Annotated in this window: 35 protein-coding genes; 33 read left to right on the top strand and 2 right to left on the bottom strand. The window is 59.8% G+C overall.

All coding sequences use genetic code 11. The features are described 5' to 3' along the window. The first annotated feature begins 39 nt into the window (after positions 1-39). From rpsL to JF545_RS17415, 33 genes are all read left to right on the top strand, one after another. Positions 40-414, top strand: a complete 375-nt coding sequence (gene rpsL, locus JF545_RS17575) for a 30S ribosomal protein S12 (RefSeq protein WP_206944213.1) — start codon at positions 40-42, stop codon at positions 412-414. A 110-nt stretch (positions 415-524) separates the two neighbouring features. Continuing rightward, entirely contained in the window at positions 525-995 is a 471-nt protein-coding gene (gene rpsG / locus JF545_RS17570; RefSeq protein ID WP_023007554.1) for a 30S ribosomal protein S7, read from the top strand. 30 nt (positions 996-1025) lie between these two features. Continuing rightward, positions 1026-3146: an elongation factor G gene (gene fusA, locus JF545_RS17565; RefSeq protein WP_206944212.1), complete on the top strand. Its 2121-nt coding sequence runs from the start codon at positions 1026-1028 to the stop codon at positions 3144-3146. Between the two features lie 28 nt (positions 3147-3174). Continuing rightward, positions 3175-4368, top strand: a complete 1194-nt coding sequence (gene tuf, locus JF545_RS17560) for an elongation factor Tu (protein WP_206944210.1) — start codon at positions 3175-3177, stop codon at positions 4366-4368. A 160-nt stretch (positions 4369-4528) separates the two neighbouring features. Beyond that, on the top strand, positions 4529-4840 hold the full coding sequence (gene rpsJ, locus JF545_RS17555; protein WP_089848256.1) for a 30S ribosomal protein S10: 312 nt from the start codon (positions 4529-4531) through the stop codon (positions 4838-4840). 154 nt (positions 4841-4994) lie between these two features. Beyond that, positions 4995-5633 (top strand): 50S ribosomal protein L3, encoded by a 639-nt coding sequence (rplC, locus tag JF545_RS17550; RefSeq protein ID WP_206944207.1) that lies wholly within the window; start codon positions 4995-4997, stop codon positions 5631-5633. 14 nt (positions 5634-5647) lie between these two features. After that, positions 5648-6256 carry a 50S ribosomal protein L4 gene (rplD, locus tag JF545_RS17545; RefSeq protein WP_206944205.1) on the top strand — a complete coding sequence of 203 codons (609 nt, stop codon included), beginning with the start codon at positions 5648-5650 and terminating at the stop codon, positions 6254-6256. Further along, positions 6253-6549, top strand: a complete 297-nt coding sequence (rplW, locus tag JF545_RS17540) for a 50S ribosomal protein L23 (RefSeq protein WP_206944202.1) — start codon at positions 6253-6255, stop codon at positions 6547-6549. The genes rplD and rplW overlap by 4 nt, the downstream gene beginning before the upstream one ends. 17 nt (positions 6550-6566) lie before the next feature. Next, positions 6567-7397, top strand: a complete 831-nt coding sequence (gene rplB, locus JF545_RS17535; protein WP_206944200.1) for a 50S ribosomal protein L2 — start codon at positions 6567-6569, stop codon at positions 7395-7397. Positions 7398-7430: 33 nt separating this feature from the next. After that, complete coding sequence (rpsS, locus tag JF545_RS17530; RefSeq protein WP_045990857.1) at positions 7431-7706, top strand: 30S ribosomal protein S19; 276 nt, start codon at positions 7431-7433, stop codon at positions 7704-7706. Between the two features lie 18 nt (positions 7707-7724). Continuing rightward, positions 7725-8057 carry a 50S ribosomal protein L22 gene (gene rplV, locus JF545_RS17525; RefSeq protein WP_016856415.1) on the top strand — a complete coding sequence of 111 codons (333 nt, stop codon included), beginning with the start codon at positions 7725-7727 and terminating at the stop codon, positions 8055-8057. An 11-nt stretch (positions 8058-8068) separates the two neighbouring features. Continuing rightward, a complete protein-coding gene (rpsC, locus tag JF545_RS17520; RefSeq protein WP_045990855.1) occupies positions 8069-8767 on the top strand; it encodes a 30S ribosomal protein S3 in 699 nt (232 codons plus the stop codon). A gap of 15 nt (positions 8768-8782) precedes the next feature. Then, entirely contained in the window at positions 8783-9196 is a 414-nt protein-coding gene (gene rplP, locus JF545_RS17515; protein ID WP_045990854.1) for a 50S ribosomal protein L16, read from the top strand. Then, a complete protein-coding gene (gene rpmC, locus JF545_RS17510; RefSeq protein WP_035596360.1) occupies positions 9196-9387 on the top strand; it encodes a 50S ribosomal protein L29 in 192 nt (63 codons plus the stop codon). Before rplP ends, rpmC begins: the two co-directional genes overlap by 1 nt. A 1-nt stretch (position 9388) precedes the next feature. Continuing rightward, positions 9389-9649: a 30S ribosomal protein S17 gene (rpsQ, locus tag JF545_RS17505; protein WP_045990852.1), complete on the top strand. Its 261-nt coding sequence runs from the start codon at positions 9389-9391 to the stop codon at positions 9647-9649. 48 nt (positions 9650-9697) lie between these two features. Beyond that, positions 9698-10069, top strand: a complete 372-nt coding sequence (rplN, locus tag JF545_RS17500; protein ID WP_146803726.1) for a 50S ribosomal protein L14 — start codon at positions 9698-9700, stop codon at positions 10067-10069. Between the two features lie 14 nt (positions 10070-10083). Continuing rightward, positions 10084-10401 carry a 50S ribosomal protein L24 gene (gene rplX / locus JF545_RS17495; RefSeq protein WP_206944198.1) on the top strand — a complete coding sequence of 106 codons (318 nt, stop codon included), beginning with the start codon at positions 10084-10086 and terminating at the stop codon, positions 10399-10401. Positions 10402-10419: 18 nt separating this feature from the next. Then, the gene (gene rplE / locus JF545_RS17490; protein ID WP_045990850.1) at positions 10420-10959 is read left to right on the top strand and encodes a 50S ribosomal protein L5; all 540 of its coding nucleotides are present in this window, start codon (positions 10420-10422) and stop codon (positions 10957-10959) included. 10 nt (positions 10960-10969) lie between these two features. Beyond that, the gene (rpsN, locus tag JF545_RS17485) at positions 10970-11275 is read left to right on the top strand and encodes a 30S ribosomal protein S14 (RefSeq protein ID WP_206944196.1); all 306 of its coding nucleotides are present in this window, start codon (positions 10970-10972) and stop codon (positions 11273-11275) included. A gap of 32 nt (positions 11276-11307) precedes the next feature. Beyond that, positions 11308-11700: a 30S ribosomal protein S8 gene (gene rpsH, locus JF545_RS17480; RefSeq protein WP_045990848.1), complete on the top strand. Its 393-nt coding sequence runs from the start codon at positions 11308-11310 to the stop codon at positions 11698-11700. A 9-nt stretch (positions 11701-11709) separates the two neighbouring features. Further along, positions 11710-12240: a 50S ribosomal protein L6 gene (gene rplF / locus JF545_RS17475; protein WP_206944194.1), complete on the top strand. Its 531-nt coding sequence runs from the start codon at positions 11710-11712 to the stop codon at positions 12238-12240. Positions 12241-12249: 9 nt separating this feature from the next. Further along, entirely contained in the window at positions 12250-12600 is a 351-nt protein-coding gene (rplR, locus tag JF545_RS17470; protein WP_206944192.1) for a 50S ribosomal protein L18, read from the top strand. A gap of 11 nt (positions 12601-12611) precedes the next feature. Further along, positions 12612-13112, top strand: a complete 501-nt coding sequence (rpsE, locus tag JF545_RS17465) for a 30S ribosomal protein S5 (RefSeq protein ID WP_206944190.1) — start codon at positions 12612-12614, stop codon at positions 13110-13112. A gap of 6 nt (positions 13113-13118) precedes the next feature. Further along, positions 13119-13301 (top strand): 50S ribosomal protein L30, encoded by a 183-nt coding sequence (rpmD, locus tag JF545_RS17460; RefSeq protein WP_045990844.1) that lies wholly within the window; start codon positions 13119-13121, stop codon positions 13299-13301. A 3-nt stretch (positions 13302-13304) separates the two neighbouring features. Continuing rightward, the gene (rplO, locus tag JF545_RS17455; protein ID WP_206944189.1) at positions 13305-13739 is read left to right on the top strand and encodes a 50S ribosomal protein L15; all 435 of its coding nucleotides are present in this window, start codon (positions 13305-13307) and stop codon (positions 13737-13739) included. Continuing rightward, a complete protein-coding gene (gene secY / locus JF545_RS17450; RefSeq protein WP_206944188.1) occupies positions 13740-15071 on the top strand; it encodes a preprotein translocase subunit SecY in 1332 nt (443 codons plus the stop codon). A gap of 50 nt (positions 15072-15121) precedes the next feature. Then, positions 15122-15235, top strand: a complete 114-nt coding sequence (rpmJ, locus tag JF545_RS17445) for a 50S ribosomal protein L36 (RefSeq protein WP_008959154.1) — start codon at positions 15122-15124, stop codon at positions 15233-15235. A gap of 122 nt (positions 15236-15357) precedes the next feature. Then, complete coding sequence (gene rpsM, locus JF545_RS17440) at positions 15358-15714, top strand: 30S ribosomal protein S13 (protein ID WP_206944187.1); 357 nt, start codon at positions 15358-15360, stop codon at positions 15712-15714. Positions 15715-15753: 39 nt separating this feature from the next. Beyond that, positions 15754-16140 (top strand): 30S ribosomal protein S11, encoded by a 387-nt coding sequence (rpsK, locus tag JF545_RS17435; RefSeq protein WP_013331014.1) that lies wholly within the window; start codon positions 15754-15756, stop codon positions 16138-16140. Positions 16141-16152: 12 nt separating this feature from the next. Further along, complete coding sequence (gene rpsD / locus JF545_RS17430; RefSeq protein ID WP_206944186.1) at positions 16153-16773, top strand: 30S ribosomal protein S4; 621 nt, start codon at positions 16153-16155, stop codon at positions 16771-16773. Positions 16774-16853: 80 nt separating this feature from the next. Further along, positions 16854-17852, top strand: coding sequence for a DNA-directed RNA polymerase subunit alpha (locus JF545_RS17425; RefSeq protein WP_108133880.1), 999 nt, complete (start codon positions 16854-16856; stop codon positions 17850-17852). A gap of 39 nt (positions 17853-17891) precedes the next feature. After that, the gene (rplQ, locus tag JF545_RS17420) at positions 17892-18281 is read left to right on the top strand and encodes a 50S ribosomal protein L17 (protein WP_206944185.1); all 390 of its coding nucleotides are present in this window, start codon (positions 17892-17894) and stop codon (positions 18279-18281) included. 236 nt (positions 18282-18517) lie between these two features. Continuing rightward, on the top strand, positions 18518-19054 hold the full coding sequence (locus tag JF545_RS17415; RefSeq protein WP_206944184.1) for a lysozyme inhibitor LprI family protein: 537 nt from the start codon (positions 18518-18520) through the stop codon (positions 19052-19054). Positions 19055-19092: 38 nt separating this feature from the next. Here the strand turns inward: JF545_RS17415 and JF545_RS17410 are convergent, their stop codons facing one another. Both JF545_RS17410 and uvrA read right to left on the bottom strand, forming a co-directional pair. Beyond that, positions 19093-20475, bottom strand: coding sequence for a PD-(D/E)XK nuclease family protein (locus JF545_RS17410; RefSeq protein WP_206944183.1), 1383 nt, complete (start codon positions 20473-20475; stop codon positions 19093-19095). A 127-nt stretch (positions 20476-20602) separates the two neighbouring features. Then, entirely contained in the window at positions 20603-23473 is a 2871-nt protein-coding gene (gene uvrA / locus JF545_RS17405; protein WP_206944180.1) for an excinuclease ABC subunit UvrA, read from the bottom strand. Positions 23474-23650: the final 177 nt, after the last annotated feature.

Genomic DNA, 23650 nt, shown 5'->3' with positions numbered 1-23650 from the left:
GAAAAGGCTTAGGCAACCCATTGGAGTCAGCTAACAGCTATGGCAACGATTAATCAGCTCGTGCGCAAGCCGCGCAAGCGCCAGGCCGCGAAGACCGACGTGCCTGCGCTTCAGGCCTGCCCGCAGAAGCGCGGCGTCTGTACCCGCGTCTACACCACCACCCCGAAGAAGCCGAACTCCGCACTGCGGAAGGTCTGCCGTGTGCGCCTGACCAACGGCTACGAGGTGTCCTCTTACATCGGCGGTGAAGGCCACAACCTGCAGGAGCACTCTGTGGTCCTGATCCGTGGCGGTCGAGTAAAGGACCTTCCGGGTGTGCGTTATCACACCGTTCGCGGCGCTCTCGACACCTCCGGTGTTCAGAACCGTAAGCAGGGCCGTTCCAAGTACGGTACCAAGCGTCCGAAGTCCTAAGGGCTACGTCGCTTCCATTACCAGATTGACCCGGTCTGATAAGAGTAAGGTCGAGCCGCCTATCGCGTGTCTCGGGTTTACCTGAAGGACCCTTCAACCGAGGGCTTATCATGCCTAGAAGAAGAGTTGCGGCCAAGCGCGAGATTCTGCCGGATCCTAAGTTCGGATCCGAGCGTCTGGCCAAGTTCATGAACCACCTGATGATCAGCGGCAAGAAGTCCGTAGCTGAGCGTATCGTCTATGGTGCGCTGGACAGGGTTGCCGAGCGTTCCAATGAAGAGCCGCTGGAGATCTTCGACAAGGCGCTGGAAACGATCCAGCCGATGGTCGAGGTGAAGTCTCGCCGCGTTGGCGGTGCGACCTATCAGGTGCCGGTCGAAGTCCGTCCGTCCCGCCGCCAGGCGCTTGCCATGCGCTGGCTGGTGGACGCCGCTCGCCGTCGTGGCGAGAAGACCATGGTGCAGCGTCTGGCTGGCGAAATGCTGGATGCAGCCGAAGGCAAGGGTTCGGCAGTCAAGAAGCGTGAAGACGTGCATCGCATGGCAGAAGCCAACAAGGCCTTCTCTCACTACCGCTTCTAAAGCGCATCGCCAACCAACGGGAGTTACATCGTGGCTCGCAAGACTCCGCTTAAGCGTTACCGCAATATCGGTATCGTGGCCCACGTCGACGCCGGTAAGACGACTACTACCGAGCGTGTCCTGTTCTATACCGGTCTGTCCCACAAGGTCGGTGAGGTCCATGAGGGCGCTGCCACCATGGACTGGATGGAGCAGGAGCAGGAGCGTGGTATCACTATCACCTCCGCGGCGACTACCTGCTTCTGGCAGGGCATGAACAAGCAGTTCGATGAGCACCGCATCAACATCATCGACACTCCTGGACACGTTGACTTCACCATCGAAGTCGAGCGTTCCCTGCGTGTTCTTGACGGTGCCGTCGTCGTGCTGTGTGGCTCCTCCGGTGTGCAGCCGCAGACCGAGACCGTCTGGCGCCAGGCCAACAAGTACGAAGTTCCGCGCATGGTGTTCGTCAACAAGATGGACCGTAGCGGCGCTGACTTCTTCATGGTCGTCAACCAGCTGAAGGATCGTCTTGGCGCCAACGTCGTGCCGATCCAGATCAACTGGGGCTCCGAGGACGAGTTCAAGGGCGTTATCGACCTCATCCAGATGAAGGCCATCCTGTGGGATGAAGACAACTTCGGGATGAACTACGACCTCGTTGATATCCCGGCGGAGCTCCAGGAGACCGCTGAAGAGTATCGCGAGCAGATGGTCGAGGCCGCCGCCGAGGCGTCCGAAGAGCTGATGGAGAAGTACCTCGAAGAGGGTGAGCTGACCATCGACGAGATCAAGGCTGGTCTGCGTCGTCGTACTCTCGACAACGAGATCGTGCTGGTCACCTGTGGTTCTGCGTTCAAGAACAAGGGTGTTCAGGCCGTTCTCGATGGCGTCATCGAGTACATGCCGTCTCCCACCGAGGTCAAGGCGATCGAAGGTGAGCTGGACGACAAGGACGGCACCATCGCGACTCGTGAAGCCGACGACAGCGCTCCGTTCGCTGCGCTGGCGTTCAAGATCGCGACCGACCCCTTCGTTGGTACCCTGACCTTCATTCGCGTCTACTCTGGCGTGCTGAAGTCCGGTGACAGCGTCTACAACTCCGTCAAGCAGAAGAAGGAGCGCGTCGGTCGTATCGTCCAGATGCACTCCAACTCTCGCGAGGAGATCAAGGAAGTTCTGGCTGGCGACATCGCCGCCTGTATCGGCCTGAAGGACGTGACCACCGGTGACACCCTGTGCGACCTGAACGACAAGATCGTTCTCGAGCGCATGGAGTTCCCGGATCCGGTTATCTCTGTCGCGGTCGAGCCTAAGTCCAAGGCTGATCAGGAAAAGATGGGTATTGCACTGGGCAAGCTGGCCCAGGAAGATCCGTCCTTCCAGGTCAAGACCGACGAAGAGACTGGCCAGACCATCATCTCCGGCATGGGTGAGCTTCACCTGGACATCATCGTTGACCGCATGCGTCGCGAGTTCAAGGTGGAAGCCAACATCGGTAAGCCGCAGGTGGCCTATCGCGAGACGATTCGTCAGAGCGTCGAGCAGGAAGGCAAGTTCGTTCGTCAGTCCGGTGGTCGCGGTCAGTACGGTCACGTACACCTGCGTATCGAGCCGTTGACGGCCGAAGACAAGGGCGACGACGAAGATATGCACTTCAAGTTCGCTTCCGAGATCGTCGGCGGTGTGGTTCCCAAGGAATACGTACCGGCCGTCGAGAAAGGGGCCTATGAGCAGCTCCAGAACGGTGTCATCGCGGGCTACCCGATGATCGACGTTAAGGTGACGCTGTTCGACGGTTCCTACCATGACGTGGACTCCAACGAGACCGCGTTCAAGGTCGCCTCTTCCATGGCGATCAAGCAAGGCGCACCCAAGGCCAAGGCAGTTCTGCTCGAGCCGGTGATGAAGGTCGAGGTCGTGACCCCTGAAGAATTCATGGGTGACGTCATGGGCGACCTGAACCGCCGTCGGGGCCTGGTCCAGGGTATGGATGACTCTTCCTCTGGTAAGGTCATTCGCGCCACCGTGCCGCTGGCTGAGATGTTCGGTTACGCAACCGATCTGCGCTCTCAGACCCAGGGCCGCGCAAGCTACACCATGGAGTTTGCGGACTACGAAGAGGCGCCGTCCAGCGTCGTTGAAGCCGTCATCAACCAGAACGGTTAACCGTTAGCTAACGAAAGAGGTCATAGCAGTGGCTAAGGAAAAATTCGAACGTTCCAAACCGCACGTCAACGTCGGCACCATCGGTCACGTCGACCACGGTAAGACTACCCTGACGGCGGCCCTGACCCGCGTTTCTGCCGAGGTATTCGGCGGTGACTGGCGCGAGTTCGACACCATCGACAACGCTCCGGAAGAGCGTGAGCGTGGTATCACCATCGCGACCTCTCACGTCGAGTATCAGTCCGAGGAGCGTCACTACGCTCACGTCGACTGCCCGGGACACGCTGACTACGTCAAGAACATGATCACCGGTGCTGCCCAGATGGACGGCGCTATCCTGGTCTGTTCCGCCGCTGACGGCCCCATGCCGCAGACTCGCGAGCACATCCTGCTGTCTCGCCAGGTTGGCGTTCCGTTCATCGTCGTGTTCCTGAACAAGGCCGACATGGTCGACGACGAAGAGCTGCTCGAGCTGGTCGAGATGGAAGTTCGTGAACTTCTGTCCGAGTACGACTTCCCGGGCGACGACACTCCGATCATCACCGGCTCTGCCCTGATGGCTCTGGAAGGCAAGGACGACAACGGCATGGGTACTACCGCCGTTGCCAACCTGATCAAGGCCCTGGATGCTTACATCCCTGAGCCGGAGCGTGCTGTCGACCAGCCGTTCCTGATGCCGATCGAAGACGTGTTCTCCATCTCTGGTCGCGGTACCGTTGTGACCGGTCGTGTTGAGCGCGGCATCGTCAAGCCGGGCGAAGAGATCGAGATCGTTGGTATCAAGGACACCACCAAGACTACCGTTACCGGTGTCGAGATGTTCCGTAAGCTGCTCGACGAAGGTCGTGCAGGCGAGAACGTCGGTGCCCTGCTGCGTGGTACCAAGCGTGACGAAGTCGAGCGTGGTCAGGTTCTGGCCAAGCCGGGCACCATCACTCCGCACACTCAGTTCGAGGCGGAAGTGTACGTGCTGAGCAAGGACGAAGGTGGTCGTCACACTCCGTTCTTCAAAGGCTACCGTCCGCAGTTCTACTTCCGTACCACTGACATCACTGGTACCTGTGAACTGCCGGAAGGCGTTGAGATGGTTATGCCGGGCGACAACGTCCAGATGACTGTCAACCTGATCGCCCCGATCGCCATGGACGAAGGTCTGCGCTTCGCCATCCGCGAAGGCGGCCGTACCGTCGGCGCTGGCGTCGTGGCCAAGATCCTGGTCTAAGTTAGACCGGTGATCATCGAAGGGGGCTCCGCAAGGAGCCCCCTTTTCTGCGCATCGTCATTGAGGGTTTGACTCTCGGTGGCGTGGCGCATATAATGCGCATCCTTTGAATGCGTGGGTTGACGGCTCGCGCCGTCAAGTTCCATTGGAGTTAGGGCAAATGCAGAACCAGAAGATTCGCATTCGGTTGAAGGCTTTCGACCATCGCCTGATCGACCAGTCCGCTGCGGAAATCGTTGATACCGCCAAGCGTACCGGCGCCCAGGTTCGTGGTCCGATTCCTCTGCCGACTAATCGCGAGCGTTACACTGTGCTGGTTTCCCCGCACGTGAACAAGGACGCCCGTGATCAGTACGAGATTCGTACCCACAAGCGTGTGCTCGACATCGTTGAGCCGACCGAGAAGACTGTCGACGCCCTGATGAAGCTCGACCTCGCCGCTGGCGTGGACGTGCAGATCAAGCTCGACTGATATCACTAGACACTCGCGGCCCAGCGTTCCTCGATATGAAAGATGAGGTTCAGCAGCCGCCACGCCGGGATGGCGTTACACAACGTGCTAGTGGAATGCTCTGGAAAGGGCAGCCATAGCGGGTGATAGCCCCGTACACTATAGGAGACTAAGCATGACTATCGGTTTGGTCGGTAGAAAGGCCGGTATGACCCGTGTCTTTACCGAAGACGGCGCATCTGTGCCCGTGACCGTTATCGAGGTTGAGCCCAACCGCGTGACCTGCGTGAAGTCTGTCGAATCCGACGGCTACGCTGCGGTTCAGGTGACAACCGGCTCCCGCAAAGCCAAGCATCTGTCCAAGGCCCAAGCTGGCCTGTACGCCAAGGCAGGTGTTGAGGCTGGTCGTTCTCTGATGGAGTTTCGTCTGACTGAAGGCGAAGACGCTCCTGAAGTGGGCGGCGAACTCACCGTATCCCTCTTCGAAGCTGGTCAAAGCGTTGACGTGACCGGCACTTCCAAGGGTAAGGGCTTCCAGGGCGCTGTTAAGCGCTGGAACTTCCGTACCCAGGACAACAGCCACGGTAACTCTCTGTCCCACCGTGCCCCCGGTTCTATCGGCATGTGCCAGACCCCGGGTCGCGTATTCAAGGGCAAGAAGATGGCCGGCCAGATGGGCAACGCACGTTGCACCGTTCAGAGCCTGGAAATCGTCCGTGTCGATGCCGAGCGCAACTTGCTGCTGATCAAAGGTGCCGTTCCTGGCGCTACTGGCAGTGATGTCATCGTGCGCAGCGCCGTCAAAGCTGGCTGAAGGGGAACTTTCCAATGAATCTGAATCTTGCAGGTGCAAGCGCTGGGACTGTTGAACTGTCCGACGCTACCTTTGGCAAAGAATTCAACGAAGCGCTCGTGCATCAGGTCGTCACTGCCTATCTGGCTGGTGGTCGCCAGGGTACCCGCGCCCAGAAGAACCGTTCCGACGTCCGTGGCGGCGGCAAGAAGCCGTGGCGCCAGAAGGGCACCGGTCGCGCTCGCGCCGGTACCATCCGTTCGCCGATCTGGCGCACCGGTGGTGTGACCTTCGCGGCTCGTCCGCAGGACCACTCCCAGAAGGTCAACCGCAAGATGTACCGTGCGGCCATGCGCTCGATTCTGTCCGAGCTGGTCCGTCAGGAACGCCTTGTTGCCGTTGACGCCTTTTCTGTCGAGTCACCGAAAACCAAGCAGCTGGTCGCCAAGCTTTCCGACCTGGGCCTGGAAAAGGTGCTGATCGTCACCGAAGAAGTTGACGAGAACCTGTACCTGGCCGCCCGCAACATCCCCAACGTGGATGTAGTGGACGTCGCCGCCGCCGACCCGGTCAGCCTGGTCGCCTTCGACAAGGTCCTGGCTACCGTCTCCGCACTGCGCAAATTTGAGGAGAAGCTGGCATGAACCAGGAGCGTGTATTCAAGGTTCTGCTTGGTCCCCACGTGACCGAGAAGGCCGCCATGGCCGCCGAGCGTAACCAGTACGTGTTCAAGGTGGCGAGTGACGCAACCAAGCCCGAGATCAAGGCTGCCGTTCAGCAGCTGTTCGGCAAGAAAGTCGATCGCGTTTCTGTGCTGAACGTGAAGGGCAAGACCAAGCGCACCGCGCATGGTGTTGGTATGCGCAAGGGTTATCGCAAGGCGTACGTGACACTGGCCGCCGGCGAGACGCTTGAAGACTTCTCTGGCGCCGAGTAAAGGCAGGAGTACGGATCATGGCAATCGTCAAGACAAAACCCACATCCGCCGGTCGTCGCCACGTCGTCAAGATTGTTGGTGAAGAGCTGTACAAGGGCCGCGCCTACGCGCCGCTGCTCGAAAAGCAGTCCAAGTCCGGTGGTCGTAACAACAATGGTCGCATCACTACTCGCCACGTTGGCGGTGGTCATCGCAACCATTACCGGATCATTGACTTCAAGCGCACCAAGGATGGCGTTCCAGCCATTGTTGAGCGTCTGGAGCATGACCCGAACCGCAGCGCCCACATCGCACTGCTGAAGTACCTCGACGGTGAGCGTCGTTACATCATTGCCCCCAAGGGCGTGAGTGCTGGTGACCGCCTCGAGTCCGGCGTCAATGCGCCGATCAAGAAGGGTAACGCACTGCCGCTGCGCAACATCCCGCTGGGTTCCACGGTGCACTGCATCGAACTGAAGCCTGGCAAGGGTGCTCAGATTGCACGCAGCGCCGGTACCAGCGCCCAGCTGGTGGCTCGTGAAGGTAACTACGCCACTCTGCGTCTTCGCTCCGGCGAAATGCGCAAGGTGCTGTCAGAGTGCCGCGCGACCCTGGGTGAGGTGAGCAATTCCGAGCACAGCCTGCGTCAACTTGGCAAGGCCGGTGCGAAGCGCTGGAGAGGTGTGCGCCCGACCGTTCGCGGTGTCGCGATGAACCCGGTGGATCACCCGCACGGTGGTGGTGAAGGCCGCACCAGCGGTGGTCGTCATCCGGTGTCCCCGTGGGGTATGCCCACCAAGGGATACAAGACCCGCAAGAACAAGCGCACCGACAAGCTGATCGTCCGCCGCCGTAAGGCTCGCGGTTAAGATCCCACGCCAAGACATTAAGAGGTAACGGCTGTGCCACGTTCACTGAAGAAAGGTCCTTTCGTCGACCTTCATCTGCTGAAAAAGGTTGAGACTGCAGCGGAAAAGAACGATCGCAAACCGATCAAGACCTGGTCGCGTCGTTCAATGGTCCTGCCCAACATGGTCGGGCTCACCATTGCAGTCCATAACGGTCGCCAACACGTCCCGGTGCATGTTTCCGAGGAAATGGTTGGCCACAAGCTGGGCGAATTCGCTGCTACCCGCACCTATCGCGGCCATGCGGCGGACAAGAAAGCCAAACGGTAAGCCAGAGAGGATTAAGAGATGGAAGTCACAGCAAAGCTGCGTGGCGCCAGTTTATCCGCCCAGAAGGCCCGTTTGGTGGCTGATCAGGTGCGCGGTAAGCCTGTCGCCGAAGCACTCGACCTGCTGACCTTCTCCCCGAAGAAGGCGGCCAAGCTGGTCAAGAAGGTGCTGCAGTCCGCCATCGCGAATGCGGAAGAAAATAACGGCATGGACATCGACGAGCTGCGTGTCTCGACCATCTGCGTCGATGAGGGCATGACGCTCAAGCGCATCCGTCCGCGCGCCAAGGGCCGTGCGGATCGCATTCTGAAGCGCACTTGCCACATCACCGTCAAGGTAGCCGAGAAGTAGGAGTCGACCAGATGGGTCAGAAAGTCAATCCGACAGGCATCCGACTGGGTATCGTCAAAGACCATACCTCTGTCTGGTACGCCGAGCGCGGCGCCTATGCCGACAAGCTGAACAACGACCTCGCGGTTCGTAGCTTCCTGGAAGAGCGTTTGAAGAACGCCTCTGTCAGCAAGATCACCATCGAGCGTCCCGCGAACAACGCACGCATCACCATTCACACTGCCCGTCCGGGCATCGTGATTGGCAAGAAGGGCGAAGATGTCGATCGCCTGCGTCGCGACGTCACCGAGATGATGGGCGTGCCCGTTCACGTCAACATCGAGGAAGTTCGCAAGCCTGAGCTGGATGCCCAGCTCGTCGCGCAGAACATTGCCGGTCAGCTTGAGCGCCGCGTCATGTTCCGTCGCGCCATGAAGCGCGCTGTCCAGAACGCCATGCGTCTGGGCGCCGGCGGCATCAAGGTGCAGCTCTCCGGTCGCCTCGGCGGCGCGGAAATTGCCCGCACCGAGTGGTACCGCGAAGGTCGTGTTCCGCTGCATACCCTGCGTGCGGACATCGATTACGCCACCTACGAAGCCAAGACCACCTACGGCATCATCGGTGTCAAGGTCTGGGTCTTCAAGGGTGAAATCCTCGGGGGCATCGAAGAGGTCCGCGCCAAGGCTAAGCAAAGCCAGGCAGCGCCCTCCAAGAAGAAAGGTTCCAGGTAAGGGGAGAGCGATTCGATGTTACAACCCAAGCGTACAAAATTCCGCAAGGTGCAAAAGGGCCGCAACCGTGGCCTGGCGCATCGCGGAAGCAAAGTGAGCTTCGGCGAATTCGGCCTGAAGGCCACCGGCCGCGGCCGCGTCACCGCCCGTCAGATCGAAGCTGGTCGTCGTGCGATCACTCGTCACGTCAAACGTGGCGGCAAGATCTGGATCCGCGTCTTCCCGGATAAGCCGATTTCCAAGAAGCCTCTGGAAGTCCGGATGGGTAAAGGTAAGGGCTCCGTCGAGTACTGGGTCGCTCAGATCCAGCCCGGTCGTGTCCTTTACGAGATCGAAGGTGTTTCTGAAGAGCTGGCACGCGAAGCCTTCGCTCTGGCCGCTCAGAAGTTCCCGGTCTCCACCACCTTTGTGAAACGGACGGTGATGTGATGAAAGCCCAGGAAATTCGTGAAAAGTCCGCCGAGCAGCTCCAGGAGCAGCTCCTCGAACTCCTCCGCGAGCAGTTCAACCTGCGCATGCAGAAGGCCACCGGCCAACTGAGCCAGACTCATCTGCTCAAGCAGGTTCGTCGGGATATCGCCCGCGTGAAGACTGTGCTCAACGAGAAGGCAGGTGTCTGAGATGGCCGAAGAGAAAAAAGCCCGTACGCTCACCGGCAAGGTGGTGAGCGACAAGATGGACAAGTCCATCGTCGTCATGATCGAGCGTCGTGAGCGCCACCCGATCTACGGCAAATACGTTAAGCGCTCCACCAAGCTGCACGCCCACGACGAGACCAATCAGGCTAAGGCCGGCGATACGGTATCCATTCAGGAATGCCGTCCGCTGTCCAAGAAGAAGGCCTGGACCCTGGTCGAGGTCGTCGAACAGGCCAAGGGTTAAGGCCACGGCCTTAACCTCGTGCAGTCAGTTTAGGTTTGGAGAAAACCGATGATTCAGACTCAGACAATGCTGGATGTCGCCGACAACAGCGGAGCGCGCCGGGTGCAGTGCATCAAGGTGCTGGGTGGTTCACACCGCCGCTACGCTCGCGTTGGTGATGTCATCAAGGTCACGGTGAAGGAAGCCATTCCGCGCGGCAAGGTCAAGAAAGGCCAAGTGCTGAAGGCGGTGGTTGTCCGTACCCGCAGTGGCGTCCGTCGCAGCGACGGTTCGCTGATTCGCTTCGATGGAAATGCGGCTGTGTTGTTGAACAACACCAACGAACAGCCGATCGGTACCCGTATCTTCGGGCCGGTGACGCGTGAACTTCGTACTGAGAAGTTCATGAAGATCATTTCCTTAGCGCCTGAAGTGCTGTAAGGGAGCGAGGCGACATGCAAAAGATCAAACGTGATGATGAAGTGATCGTCATCGCCGGCAAGGACAAGGGTAAGCGCGGTACTGTGAAGCGCGTCCTCCAGGACGACCGTTTCGTGGTAGCGGGTGTGAACATGATCAAGCGTCACACCAAGCCGAACCCCATGGCCGGCAATCAGGGCGGTATCGTCGAGCGCGAGGCTCCGATTCACGCGTCCAACGTAGCCATCTTCAATCAGGAGACCGGTAAGGCGGATCGCGTCGGCTTCCAGATCAAGGAAGACGGTACCAAGGTACGTATCTACAAGTCGACGCAAGCGCAGATCGACGCCTAACGCGAGTCGGGTAGCAAAATGGCGAACTTGAAAGAACGTTATCAAAACGAGGTGGTGGCTCAACTCAAAGAGCAGTTTAGCTACGCCAACGTTATGCAGGTACCCAGGATCACCAAGGTGACCCTGAACATGGGTATCGGCGAAGCGACCAGCGATAAAAAGCTGATCGATGCGGCCGTCGGCGACCTGGAGAAGCTCTCCGGTCAAAAGCCGATGGTCACCAAGGCACGCAAGTCCATCGCGGGCTTCAAGGTGCGTGAAGGCTGGCCGATCGGCGTGAAGGTCACACTGCGCAGTGAGCGTATGTGGGACTTCCTCGATCGCCTGGTGAATATCGCGATCCCCCGCGTTCGTGACTTCCGTGGTCTCAACCCGAAGTCCTTCGACGGTCGTGGCAACTACAGCATGGGGGTGCGTGAGCAGATCATCTTCCCGGAGATCGAATATGATAAGATCGACCGGATTCGTGGTCTGGATGTCACCATCACCACCACTGCCAACACCGATGACGAAGGTCGTGCGCTCTTGAGCGCATTGAACTTCCCGTTCAAGAAATAAGGGTGGGATCATGGCAAAGAAGAGCATGATTGAGCGTGAGCAGAAGCGCGCGCAACTGGTTGAGAAGTATGCTGCCAAGCGTGCCGAGCTCAAGGCGATCATCCAGGACGTGAACAGCTCCGATGAGGAGCGCTTCGATGCGCAGCTGAAGTTGCAGTCGCTGCCGCGTGACTCCAGCCCCGTGCGTCAGCGTAACCGCTGCCGCGTGACTGGCCGTCCGCACGGCTACTACAACAAGTTCGGCCTCGGCCGTAACAAGCTGCGTGAAGCCGCCATGCGTGGCGACGTGCCCGGACTCAAGAAGTCCAGCTGGTAACGCCACGTAGAATCATCAGGAGCGCAAGTTAAATGAGCATGCAAGACACTCTGGCGGATATGTTTACCCGTATCCGCAATGCGCAGCAGGCCACCAAGGAGACGGTCACCATGCCGTCCTCCAAGATCAAGGTTGAAGTGGCCCGCGTGCTGAAAGAAGAGGGTTACATCACTGACTTCGCCGTGAGCGAATCAGCCAAGCCCGAGCTGACCGTCAGCCTGAAGTACTTCGAAGGCAAGCCGGTCATCGAGCATCTGCAGCGGGTTTCCAAGCCGTCCCTGCGTAGTTACAAGGGCAAGGATGCGCTGCCGAAGGTCGCCGATGGCCTGGGTGTCGCGATCGTCACTACCTCAAAGGGTGTGATGACCGATCGTGCCGCGCGTCAGGCTGGTGTCGGCGGCGAAGTCCTCTGCACCGTATTCTAGGAGTTTGGAATGTCCCGCGTAGCCAAATATCCGGTTAAAGTGCCCGCTGGCGTCGAGGTCAAGATCGACGACGCCACGCTGACCGCCAAGGGCGGTCAGGGCACCCTCTCCATGCCCGTTCACGGCGATGTCGTGATCGCGCAGGAAGACGGCCAGCTGACCTTCCAGCCGAGCGAATCCGCTAAGAGCTGGGCCATGGTCGGCACCACCCGTGCCCTGGTTCAGAACCTGGTCACCGGCGTGTCCGAGGGCTTTACCAAGACCCTCGAAATCATCGGCGTCGGTTATCGCGCTCAAGCGAAAGGCCAGACGCTTAACCTGACACTGGGCTTCTCTCACCCGGTCGATTATGCCCTGCCTGAGGGTGTCTCTGCGGAAACGCCGAAGAACACCGTCATCGTGCTGAAGAGCGCGGACAAGCAGAAGCTCGGCCAGGTCGCAGCGGAAATCCGCGCCTTCCGTCCGCCCGAGCCCTATAAGGGTAAGGGTGTGCGTTACGCGGATGAGCAGGTCCGCCGTAAAGAAGCCAAGAAGAAGTAAGGCAGGGTTATGAACGCGAAGAAAGAATCTCGTCTCCGTCGTGCCCGCCGCGCTCGCGCCAAGATCCGCGAGCTGGGCGTGTCTCGCCTGTGCGTCAACCGTACCCCGCGTCACATCTACGCGCAGATTATCTCGCCGGATGGTGGCAAGGTCCTGGCCAGCGCTTCCACGCTGGACAAGAGCCTGCGCGAAGGTGCAACCGGCAACGCAGACGCCGCAGCCAAAGTTGGTGCGCTGATCGCTGAGCGCGCCAAGGAAGCGGGCATCACCCAGGTGGCCTTCGACCGCGCTGGCTTCAAGTACCACGGTCGTGTGAAGGCCCTGGCCGACGCCGCTCGTGAAGGCGGCCTGGAATTCTAAAGGGTTTTACGATGGCGAAGAACGAACAGCAAAACGGCGATCTGCAAGAAAAGCTCGTGCAGGTCAACCGTGTCGCCAAGGTGGTCAAGGGTGGCCGTATTTTCGGCTTCACCGCTCTGACTGTCGTCGGTGACGGAAACGGTCGTGTTGGCTTCGGTCGTGGCAAGGCGCGTGAAGTGCCGGTCGCGATTCAGAAGGCGATGGACCAGGCGCGTCGCAACATGGTCAAGGTGAACCTGGTCGGCGGCACACTCCAGTATCCGGTCAAGGCTCGTCATGGCGCCTCCAAGGTGTACATGCAGCCGGCTTCCGACGGTACTGGTATCATCGCCGGCGGCGCCATGCGCTCCGTGCTGGAACTGGCCGGCGTGCACAACGTCCTGGCCAAGTGCTATGGCTCCACCAATCCGGTGAACGTGGTCCGCGCGACCGTGAATGGCCTGGCTTCCATGCAGTCGCCGGAAGACGTGGCCGCCAAGCGCGGTCTCTCAGTCGAAGCGATCACGGGGTAATAGACCATGGCAGCTACGATCAAGGTTACCCAGACCCGCAGCACCATCGGCACGTTGGCCAAGCACAAGGCCACCATGAAGGGCCTCGGCCTGCGCCGCATCGGTCACACGGTTGAACTGGAAGACACCCCTGCCGTCCGCGGCATGATCCACAAGGTCAACTACCTTGTGCGTGTTGAGGGAGAGTAATCCATGAAACTTAACAGCCTGAGCCCGGCACCGGGCTCCAAGCACGCTGAAAAGCGCGTCGGTCGTGGCATCGGCTCCGGTCTGGGCAAGACCGGCGGCCGTGGCCACAAGGGCCAGAAGTCGCGCAGCGGTGGCAGCGTCAAGCCCGGCTTCGAGGGCGGTCAGATGCCCCTGCAGCGTCGTCTGCCGAAGTTTGGCTTCACCTCCGCCAAATCACTGGTTTCCGAGGAAGTCCGCCTGGCCGAACTGGCCAAGGTCGCGGGTGACGAAGTCACTCTGGAAAGCCTCAAGGAAGCCAATGTGCTGAAGGACGCTACGCAGCATGCGAAAGTGATCCTTTCCGGCGATCTGAACAAGGCGGTTACCGTTCGCGGTCTGCGGGTCACCAAAGGTGCCCGCGCAGCGATCGAAGCCGCCGGTGGCAAGGTAGAGGACTAAATGGCCAAGTCAGGAAACATGCCGGCGATGGGCAGCGGTCTGAGTGAACTGTGGGCGCGTCTGCGCTTCGTGCTCCTCGCCATCGTGGTCTACCGTATCGGTGCCCACATCCCCGTTCCCGGTATCAATCCTGACCAGCTTGCTGCCTTGTTCAGGGAGCAGCAGGGCACCATCCTGGGCATGTTCAACATGTTCTCGGGCGGTGCCCTGGAGCGCATGAGTATCCTCGCCCTCGGCATCATGCCGTACATCTCGGCGTCGATCATCATGCAGCTCCTGACTGCCGTCTCGCCTCACCTTGAGCAGTTGAAGAAGGAAGGCGAGGGCGGCCGCCGCAAGATCAGCCAGTACACGCGCTACGGCACGGTGGTGCTGGCCCTGGTTCAGGCCACCGGTATGTCGGTGGGCCTGGCCAGCCAAGGCATTGCCTACACGGCCGATCTCAGCTTCTATTTCACCGCGATCATCACCTTCGTGTGTGGCGCGGTGTTCCTGATGTGGCTGGGTGAGCAGATTACCGAGAAGGGTATTGGCAACGGTATCTCGTTGCTGATCTTCGCGGGTATCGTCGCCGGCCTGCCTGGCGCTGTGGCGCAAGCCTTCGAGCTTGCCCGCAACGAGGGCGCGTGGAATGTGTTGCCGCTGTTGGCGTTGAGCCTTCTGGGTATCGCCACCGTGGCGTTTGTCGTGTTCATCGAACGCGGTCAGCGCCGGATTACGGTGAACTACCCGCGCCGCCAGGTCGGCAACAAGATGTACGCAGGACAGAGCAGCTACCTTCCGCTCAAGGTCAACATGGCGGGCGTTATTCCGGCCATCTTTGCCTCGAGTATCCTGCTGTTCCCGGCCTCCCTCGGTCAGTGGGTAGGTGCCGGTGATGGCATGGAGTGGTTGCAGCGCGCGTCCCAGGCGTTGGCCCCTGGTCAGCCCCTGTATATCTTGCTTTTCGCGGCGGCGGTGGTATTCTTCTGCTTCTTTTACACAGCGCTGGTCTTCAACCCCAAGGACGTAGCCGACAACCTCAAGAAGTCGGGTGCTTTCCTGCCGGGGATTCGTCCTGGCGAGCAAACCGCTCGTTATGTCGACAAGGTCATGACTCGTCTGACTTTGTTCGGCGCTCTCTACATCACTGCGGTTTCCCTGATGCCCCAGTTCCTGATCGTAGCGTGGAACGTGCCGTTCTTCTTTGGCGGTACCTCGCTTCTGATCGTGGTCGTGGTCATCATGGACTTCATGGCCCAGGTGCAGTCGCACCTCATGTCGCACCAGTATGAGTCGGTGATGAAGAAGTCCAACCTGAAAGGCTACGGTAGCGGCGGCATCATGCGCTAAACGCGCCGCAGGCCGATTTGGCACGCCGCAAGCCGATATTGGAGAGAACGATGAAAGTTCGAGCTTCCGTCAAGAAAATGTGCCGCAATTGCAAGATCATTCGTCGCAATGGCGCCGTGCGCGTCATCTGCAGCGAGCCGCGGCACAAGCAGCGCCAGGGTTGATCCTGGGCTGAATTGAACCGGGTGCTGGCATACCCCTTGCCCTTTTGATGGGAAGGGGGTATGCTATTGCGCCTTTTGTAGTTGATTAACCGAGCAAGCCGCTCAAATTTCGGAGTAAGCTGATGGCCCGTATTGCAGGCGTCAATATCCCGGACAACAAGCATGCGGCGATCTCGCTGACCTACATCTTCGGGATTGGCCGCACTCGCGCACAGGAAATCTGTGAAGCGACCGGCATCGCGCCGACCACCAAAATCCAGGACCTGTCATCTGAAGAGATCGACAACCTGCGTAGTGAAGTCGGCAAGTATACCGTTGAAGGCGACCTTCGTCGTGATGTGACGCTGAACATCAAGCGTCTCATGGACCTGGGTTGCTATCGTGGTCTGCGTCATCGTCGTAGTCTTCCGATGCGCGGTCAGCGCACCAAGACTAACGCGCGTACCCGTAAGGGACCGCGTAAGCCGATCCGCAAATAACACGCACGTTCTGGCGTAAAGACAGGAATTGACATCAACATGGCTAACCCGCGTAGCAACCGTAAAAAGGTTAAAAAGCAGGTAGTGGATGCGGTTGCGCATATCCACGCCTCTTTTAACAACACGATCATTACGATCACAGACCGCCAGGGCAACGCTCTTTCCTGGGCGACAGCCGGTGGTTCGGGTTTTCGTGGTTCTCGCAAGAGCACCCCGTTCGCTGCTCAAGTAGCAAGCGAGCGTGCAGCGACCGCTGCAGCCGAGTATGGTGTGAAAAACGTCGACGTGCTGGTCAAGGGCCCCGGTCCTGGCCGTGAATCCGCCGTGCGCGCGCTCAACGCCGCCGGCTTCCGCGTGCAAAGCATCACCGACGCGACGCCCATTCCCCACAATGGCTGCCGTCCGCCGAAGAAACGCCGCGTTTAAGGAGACAGATTCATGGCTCGTTACATTGGACCTAAGTGCAAACTGTCTCGCCGGGAAGGTACCGACCTCTTCCTCAAGAGCGGTGTCACTCCCTTCGAGAAAAAGTGCAAATCCGAGCAGATTCCGGGTGTGCACGGCCAGCGCCGTCAGCGTCTTTCCGACTACGGCTTGCAGCTTCGCGAGAAGCAGAAAGTACGTCGCATGTATGGCGTACTCGAAAAGCAGTTCCGCAACTACTACAAGGAAGCCGCCCGTCTGAAGGGTGCGACCGGTGAGTTGTTGCTGCAGCTGCTTGAGTCCCGACTGGACAACGTCGTCTACCGCATGGGCTTTGGCGCCACTCGCTCCGAGGCTCGTCAGCTGGTGAGCCACAAGGCGATTGCCGTTAACGGCAAGACCGTCAACGTGGCCTCCTACCAGGTCAAGCCCGGCGACGTGGTATCCGTTCGTGAAAAGGCCAAGCAGCAGGCGCGTATCCAAAACGCCCTGACCATCGCTGCCAACCGTGGCGATGTGGCCTGGATCGAACTCGACGCCAAGAAGATGGAAGGCACCTTCAAGGCCCTGCCCGAGCGCGGTGACCTGACTGCCGACATCAACGAGCAACTGATCGTCGAGCTGTACTCGAAGTAAACGGCCAGTCCGCGCCGCCCTCCCTCGGGAGGGCGGCGATCATTACCGAGTATTCGTTTGGCAGCCTGAAAGGTGTTCATATGCAGCGTTCAGTGACAGAGTTTCTCCGTCCTCGCGACATCAAGGTCGAAGAGATCAGCGCACACCACGCAAAGATCGTGCTCGAGCCGTTCGAGCGTGGCTTCGGCCACACGCTGGGCAATGCTCTGCGTCGTATCCTGCTCTCGTCCATGCCCGGCTGTGCCGTGGTGGAAACCGAGATCGCAGGCGTCGACCATGAGTACAGCGCGATCGAGGGCGTCCAGGAAGATGTCATCGAAATCCTCCTGAACCTCAAAGACGTGGCGATCAAGATGCACAGCCGCGACGAGGCGATGCTCTCGCTGAACAAGCAGGGCCCGGCCGTCGTCACCGCTGGTGACATCGCCGTCGATCACGACGTCGAAGTGGTCAACCCCGAGCACGTCATCGCCCACGTCAATGAAGGCGCCGAGCTCAAGATGCAGCTCAAGGTGGCCCGTGGTCGCGGCTATGAGCCTGCGGATGTCCGCAGCGAAGCCGACGACGAAACACGCGCCATCGGCCGTCTGCAGCTGGATGCGACCTTCAGCCCCGTGCGCCGCGTTTCCTACAGCGTCGAAGCCGCTCGTGTTGAACAGCGTACCGACCTCGATAAGCTGATCATCAACCTGGAAACCGACGGCACCCTGGATCCGGAAGAGGCCATCCGTCGCAGCGCGACCATCCTGCAAGAGCAGCTGGCAGCGTTTGTCGATCTGGAAGCCGACAAGGAACAGGAAGTGGTCGAGGAAGAGGATCACATCGATCCGATCCTGCTGCGCCCCGTAGACGATCTCGAGTTGACCGTTCGTAGCGCCAACTGCCTGAAGGCCGAGAATATCTATTACATCGGTGATCTGATTCAGCGTACTGAAGTTGAGCTGTTGAAGACCCCGAACCTCGGCAAGAAATCCTTGAACGAGATCAAGGACGTGTTGGCTGCTCGTGGTCTGTCCCTTGGCATGCGGCTTGAAAATTGGCCGCCGGCTAGCCTGAAGGACGACAAGGCCACCGCCTAAGCGTCGGCTCGAGTCCCAGTTTGGTAAGGAATCACAACCATGCGTCATCGTAAGAGTGGTCGTCACCTCAATCGTACCAGCTCGCACCGCCAGGCCATGTTCCGCAACATGAGCGTGTCGCTGGTCGAGCACGAAGTGATCAAGACAACCCTTCCCAAGGCAAAAGAGCTGCGTCGTCATATCGAGCCGCTCATTACCCTGGCGAAGGAAGACAGCGTCGCTAACCGTCGTCTGGCCTTCAGCCGTACTCGCTCCAAAGAAGCAGTCGGCAAGCTCTTCAATGAGCTGGGTCCGCGTTACGTCGAGCGTCCGGGCGGTTACGTCCGTATTCTCAAGTGCGGCTTCCGCACCGGCGACAACGCCCCGATGGCCTTCGTCGAGTTGGTCGATCGTCCCGTCGCTGAAGAAGAGGCCGTCGGCGAGGAGTAATCCTTTCGACAGCGCTTCAACACGACGCGAAACCGCCACCCTGAGTGTTCAGGGTGGCGGTTTTTTTTGTCTGCACTTCGCTATCACAAGTGCCTGTTTATTAAGTAAAACTCTGCTGACGATGAATGCCTGTAACGAGCAATGACGACGACGGTAGAGTCTTGCCATGCCTGGCCCTCCTGGCTTCCCCTATGATGTCAGTCAGGCACAAGGTTTCGGGGAAGGAGTTTAATCAGATGTGGCAGAGGCTAATATCGCTCCTCGTGCTGTTGTCGGTCATAGTCGGGCCACAGACACAGGCAGCACAGTTAGATGAGAAGGAAGAGCTCAGGCCATCATCCCTCTCGGTCGACGCTGCCAGCGTGCGTGAGTGCTTTGTGCAGATGGGTCAGGAGGGGGCCGGCAACTGCATCGCAGAGGCTGCAAACCTTTGCCAGGAGAGCGACGGCGGTAGCACGACCCTGGGGATTGTCGCTTGCCTTCAGGCCGAGACCGAGGTCTGGGACGATCTGTTGAACGCGCAGTACCTGGAGTTGCGGGATAGTATGCGCGAGCAGGATCAGGAGTGGCCGGAACTCGGTATCTCTCGCGCGGAAGCGCTCAGGGATGTGCAGCGCGCCTGGATCGCCTTTCGCGACGCCGAGTGTGGCTATGCCTACGCCCGCTACCAGGGCGGCACCATCCGCAATGTGGTCGCCGCGTCATGCGTGCTTGAAGAAACCGCGCGCCGCGCGCTGACGCTCAAGGGTGTCCTGCATGAGGGCAACATGTAGGCGTAGGGCTTGTCGTTGACCGGCGAGCTGTCTTTGAGTCAGCTGGCGCTGTCACTGATGCGCTGATCGATCCAAAGTGCGAGATCACCTAGAGCCTCCAAGGCGCCTTCTCGGGTATAAGGATGTGGCCAGGCATCGAGGGCCAGATAGCGCTGGTTGCTTTCAAACCAAAAGCCTGGCGTTTTCTTGTCGCGGTAGAACGACCAGGCATCGCTCTTGGTGTCCGGAATAGTGCTCGTGAATTCCGCGGCAAGACTGTCTAGGTCCGCCGATGTCGCTTGGCGGTCGATGTAGCCCCTAACGTAGAAGCCGATACTTTCGCTATCGCCAGCGTCAGACTCAGAGCAGGGGTAGTAAACGAGACAGGCCTGGTTGTTCTGTCCCTCCCAGCGCGCCAAGGAGAACCGCAGGACCTTTTCTTCGCCATCACTCCAGCTGTTCGTTGTTTTGATGATGTCTGACTCTGCCACCTCAAGGGTCGCAGACAAATGACGCATGCACTGCTGACGCAGCTCAGCCTCCAGCAAATGGAATTTCTCTGACGCCTGCTTGAGTTGAGCAAAGTGTTTAAGGGCAAATGTCAGTTCCTTGTCGTCCATGATCATGGCCTTTTCCTGGTGCGCAATGTTGTGCATGTGCTGCAGCAGCTCCTGATAGAAGACCTGCCACTTGGTAAAGGTGTGGTGGGCAATTTCTTGACCGAATCGCTCTCGAGCCACGGTAATAAGTTCGTCGTAAGAGACGCAGATCCAGTCGTCAGGGACATCTGTCCGTTGGGATAGTGGGCTCAGCACGCAACGGACCCGGTGGCGCCGCTGATAGGAGTCGATCAAGTTGGTGTAGGAGGGGAAAGGATTGTCGGATGCGGAGGCCCAGACTTTGTGCTCGACGCCTATGACGAAGCTTTCACCCAAGATGACCAAGTCGAGCCGTTTGTCATTGCCATTCCATATGTCAGGTGACGGAACTTCGCGCTCAACGGAGATACTCTCCCAGTCTGTGCGAACAAGGAGTTCATCTTGGAGGTCTTCGTGGAAGGCGCCCTTATGGAGCAGGCACGCTACCAGGGCCTTGGCTAGCCAGGTTGGCGCTCCTTCATGACTACCCATGAAGATTGCCATCAGATCGGACAGGCGGTTCTCATGGTGTCCTGGCCCTGCACTTGAAAACAGGTTGAGCTCTGGCGGCGTTGGCGCGGGCAGTCGCTCCATTTTGTCGAACAGCACCTCGAGCGCGCTATGCCCATCAGTGACTGATGGCCTCTTTAAGTTGTTCTGCATGGCAAGCCTTTTCGTAGCGAGATTCCGATAAACAGCCGTGTGATGATAGCGGAGATTGCCGTTGAGAGCGCTGCGACGACACCGCTTGGCGCTGATGCTTGGTATCCAGCAGGTGAGCACTGAAGTAGGGATGGGCTGCACTTATGTTCTTCCTCCAGTGTTCTGCCGCCAGGGCGCGCACCAATACGACAAGGGGAAGGCCGTGGCCTTCCCCTTGGGTCTAGCATCCGCTGCTCACCAGGTGAGCAGCGGGCTCCTGGCCGAGCCCTCAGGCCGTTGCGGTGGCCTTGTCATCCTTGCGTGAGGTAGAGGGCGCACGTTCGAGCAGTGGCTTGAGGAAACGCCCGGTGTGGGAGATCTCCATGTTCGCAAGCTGCTCAGGCGTGCCTTCAGCGATGATCCGGCCTCCGCCGGAGCCACCTTCAGGCCCCAGATCGATCAACCAGTCGGCGGTCTTGATCACGTCCAGGTTGTGCTCGATGACTACTACGGTATTGCCGTGATCGCGCAAGCGGTGGAGCACCGTCAGCAGCTGGCGGATATCCTCGAAGTGCAGGCCCGTCGTGGGCTCATCGAGAATATACAGGGTCTTGCCGGTATCCCGCTTGGCCAGTTCCCGGGCCAGCTTGACCCGCTGGGCCTCGCCGCCGGACAGGGTGGTGGCGCTCTGACCCAGGCGAATGTAGGTCAGGCCGACGTCGACCAGGGTCTGCAGACGGCGTGCGATGGCGGGCACCGGGCTGAAGAATTCCAGGGCTTCCTCCACCGTCATCTCCAGCACTTCATCGATGGTCTTGCCCTTGTAGTGGATATCCAGGGTCTCGCGGTTGTAGCGCTTGCCCTTGCAGACATCGCAGGGCACATAGATATCCGGCAGGAAGTGCATCTCGACCTTGATCATGCCCTCGCCCTGGCAGGCCTCACAGCGGCCCCCCTTGACGTTAAACGAGAAGCGCCCCGGCTTGTAGCCCCGTGAACGGGCTTCCTGGGTGCCCGCGAACAGCTCGCGGATGGGGGTGAAGATGCCGGTGTAGGTCGCCGGGTTGGAGCGCGGCGTGCGACCGATCGGGCTCTGGTCAATGTCGATGATCTTGTCGAGCTGATCGAGTCCCTCAATGCTCTTGTAGGGCGACGGCGTCAGGGTCGTGGCCTTGTTCAGCTCGCGGGCGGCGATCGGCATCAACGTCGAGTTGATCAGCGTCGACTTGCCCGAGCCAGAGACCCCGGTAACGCAGACGAAAAGCCCGAGCGGAAGCTCCAGGGTGACGTCCTGCAGGTTGTTGCCGGTCGCGCCGGTCAGCTTGAGCGTCTTTTCCGGGTTACCGGGAATGCGCCAGGGGGGAACCTCGATGGCGCGGGTGCCGGACAGGTACTGGCCGGTCAGCGAGGCCTCATTGGCCATGACCTCTTCCGGGGTGCCCTCGGCGACGATTTCGCCGCCGTGGACGCCGGCGCCGGGGCCAATGTCGAGCACATGGTCGGCGGCGCGGATGGCGTCTTCGTCGTGTTCGACCACGATCACCGTGTTGCCCAGGTCGCGCAGGCGCTCCAGGGTTTTCAGCAGGCGATCGTTGTCGCGCTGGTGCAGGCCGATGGAGGGCTCATCGAGGATATACATGACGCCCACCAGACCCGCGCCAATCTGGCTGGCCAGGCGAATGCGCTGAGCCTCGCCGCCGGACAGGGTCTCTGCGCTGCGCTCGAGGTTGAGATAATCCAGGCCGACGTTGACCAGAAACTCCAGCCGCGCCGAGATCTCTGCCAGGATTTTTTCGGCTATCTCGCCCTTGCGTCCGGGCAGGCTCAGCTCGCTGAAGTAGCGCTGGGCGTCGCCGATCGGCAAGCGCACGACCTGGGGTAGCGTGGTGCCATCGACGAACACGTGGCGCGCTTCCTTGCGCAGGCGTGAGCCCTCGCAGGTACGGCAGGGCTGCACGGCGATATAGCGGGCGAGGTCTTCGCGCACCATGCTGGACTCGGTTTCCCGATAGCGTCGCTGCATATTGGGCAGCACCCCTTCGAAAGGGTGCTCCCTGGTAACCTTCTTGCCACGATCATTGACGTAGGTGAAGGCAATGTCGTCCTTGCCGCTGCCGTTGAGGATCACCTCACGCTCGTGGCGCGCCAGTTCGTTCCAGGGGGTTTCCAGCGTGAAACGGTAGTGGTCGGCGACCGCCTTCAACTGGTTGAAGTAGTAGACGCTGCGCCGGTCCCAGCCCTTGATCACGCCCTCGGCCAGCGACAGTTCCGGGTGGCTGATCAGCTTGTCGGGATCGAAGAACTGCTGGACCCCGAGTCCATCGCAGGTGGGGCAGGCGCCGGCCGGGTTGTTAAAGGAAAACATCCGCGGCTCGAGCTCGGCGATGGAGTAGCCACACACCGGGCAGGCAAAGCGCGACGAGAAGGCCATATCCTCCTGCTCACCGTCCATGAAATGAATCATGGCAGTGCCGTCGGCCAGGCCAAGGGCGGTCTCGAAGGACTCGGCCAGGCGCTGCTCCAGGCCCTCGCGCACCTTGATGCGGTCAACGACCACGCTGATGTCGTGCTTGCGGTTCTTCTCCAGCGGGCGGACGTCATCGAGTTCCACCACCTGGCCGTCGATCATGGCGCGCACGAAACCTTGTGAGCGCAGCTCGGCCAGCAGCTGCAGGTGCTCACCCTTGCGTCCGCTGACGACCGGAGCCAGCAGCATCAGTTTACTGCCCTCCGGTAGCGCCATGACCTGGTCGACCATCTGCGAAATGGTCTGCGCTTCCAGATCCTCCCCATGCTCCGGGCAGCGGGGGGTGCCAGCCCGTGCGAACAGCAGGCGCAGGTAGTCGTAGATCTCGGTGATCGTACCGACGGTCGAGCGGGGGTTGTGCGAGGTGGATTTCTGCTCGATGGAAATCGCTGGAGACAGCCCCTCGATGTGGTCAACGTCAGGCTTTTCCATCATCGACAGAAACTGACGCGCATAGGTGGACAGCGACTCCACGTAGCGTCGCTGGCCTTCGGCGTACAAGGTGTCGAAGGCCAGCGACGACTTGCCGGAACCGGACAGTCCGGTGACCACGATCAGCTTGTCACGGGGTAGTTCGACGTCGATCTGCTTGAGGTTGTGGGTGCGTGCACCCCTGACCAGAATCTTGTCCATTCCCACCTCGAGGACGCGGCAAAAGGCCGATTATACGTGGCCCGCCTCCCCACCGGCAAAGTCGCGGTCGAAAAGTCGCCTGTGAAATGACCTTGAGCGCGGCATTTTCTGCACCGCCCGCAGGCGCTAGAATGTGCGGTCCATCTCCGGGGCCTGGCCCCGTCTTCAACGCCGGTA

The organism is Halomonas litopenaei, assembly GCF_017303055.1.
GTDB classification, from domain to species: Bacteria; Pseudomonadota; Gammaproteobacteria; order Pseudomonadales; family Halomonadaceae; genus Halomonas; species Halomonas litopenaei_A.
Note: the sequence above shows the minus strand (reverse complement) of the source record. Positions and strands in the feature narration are given on the sequence as shown.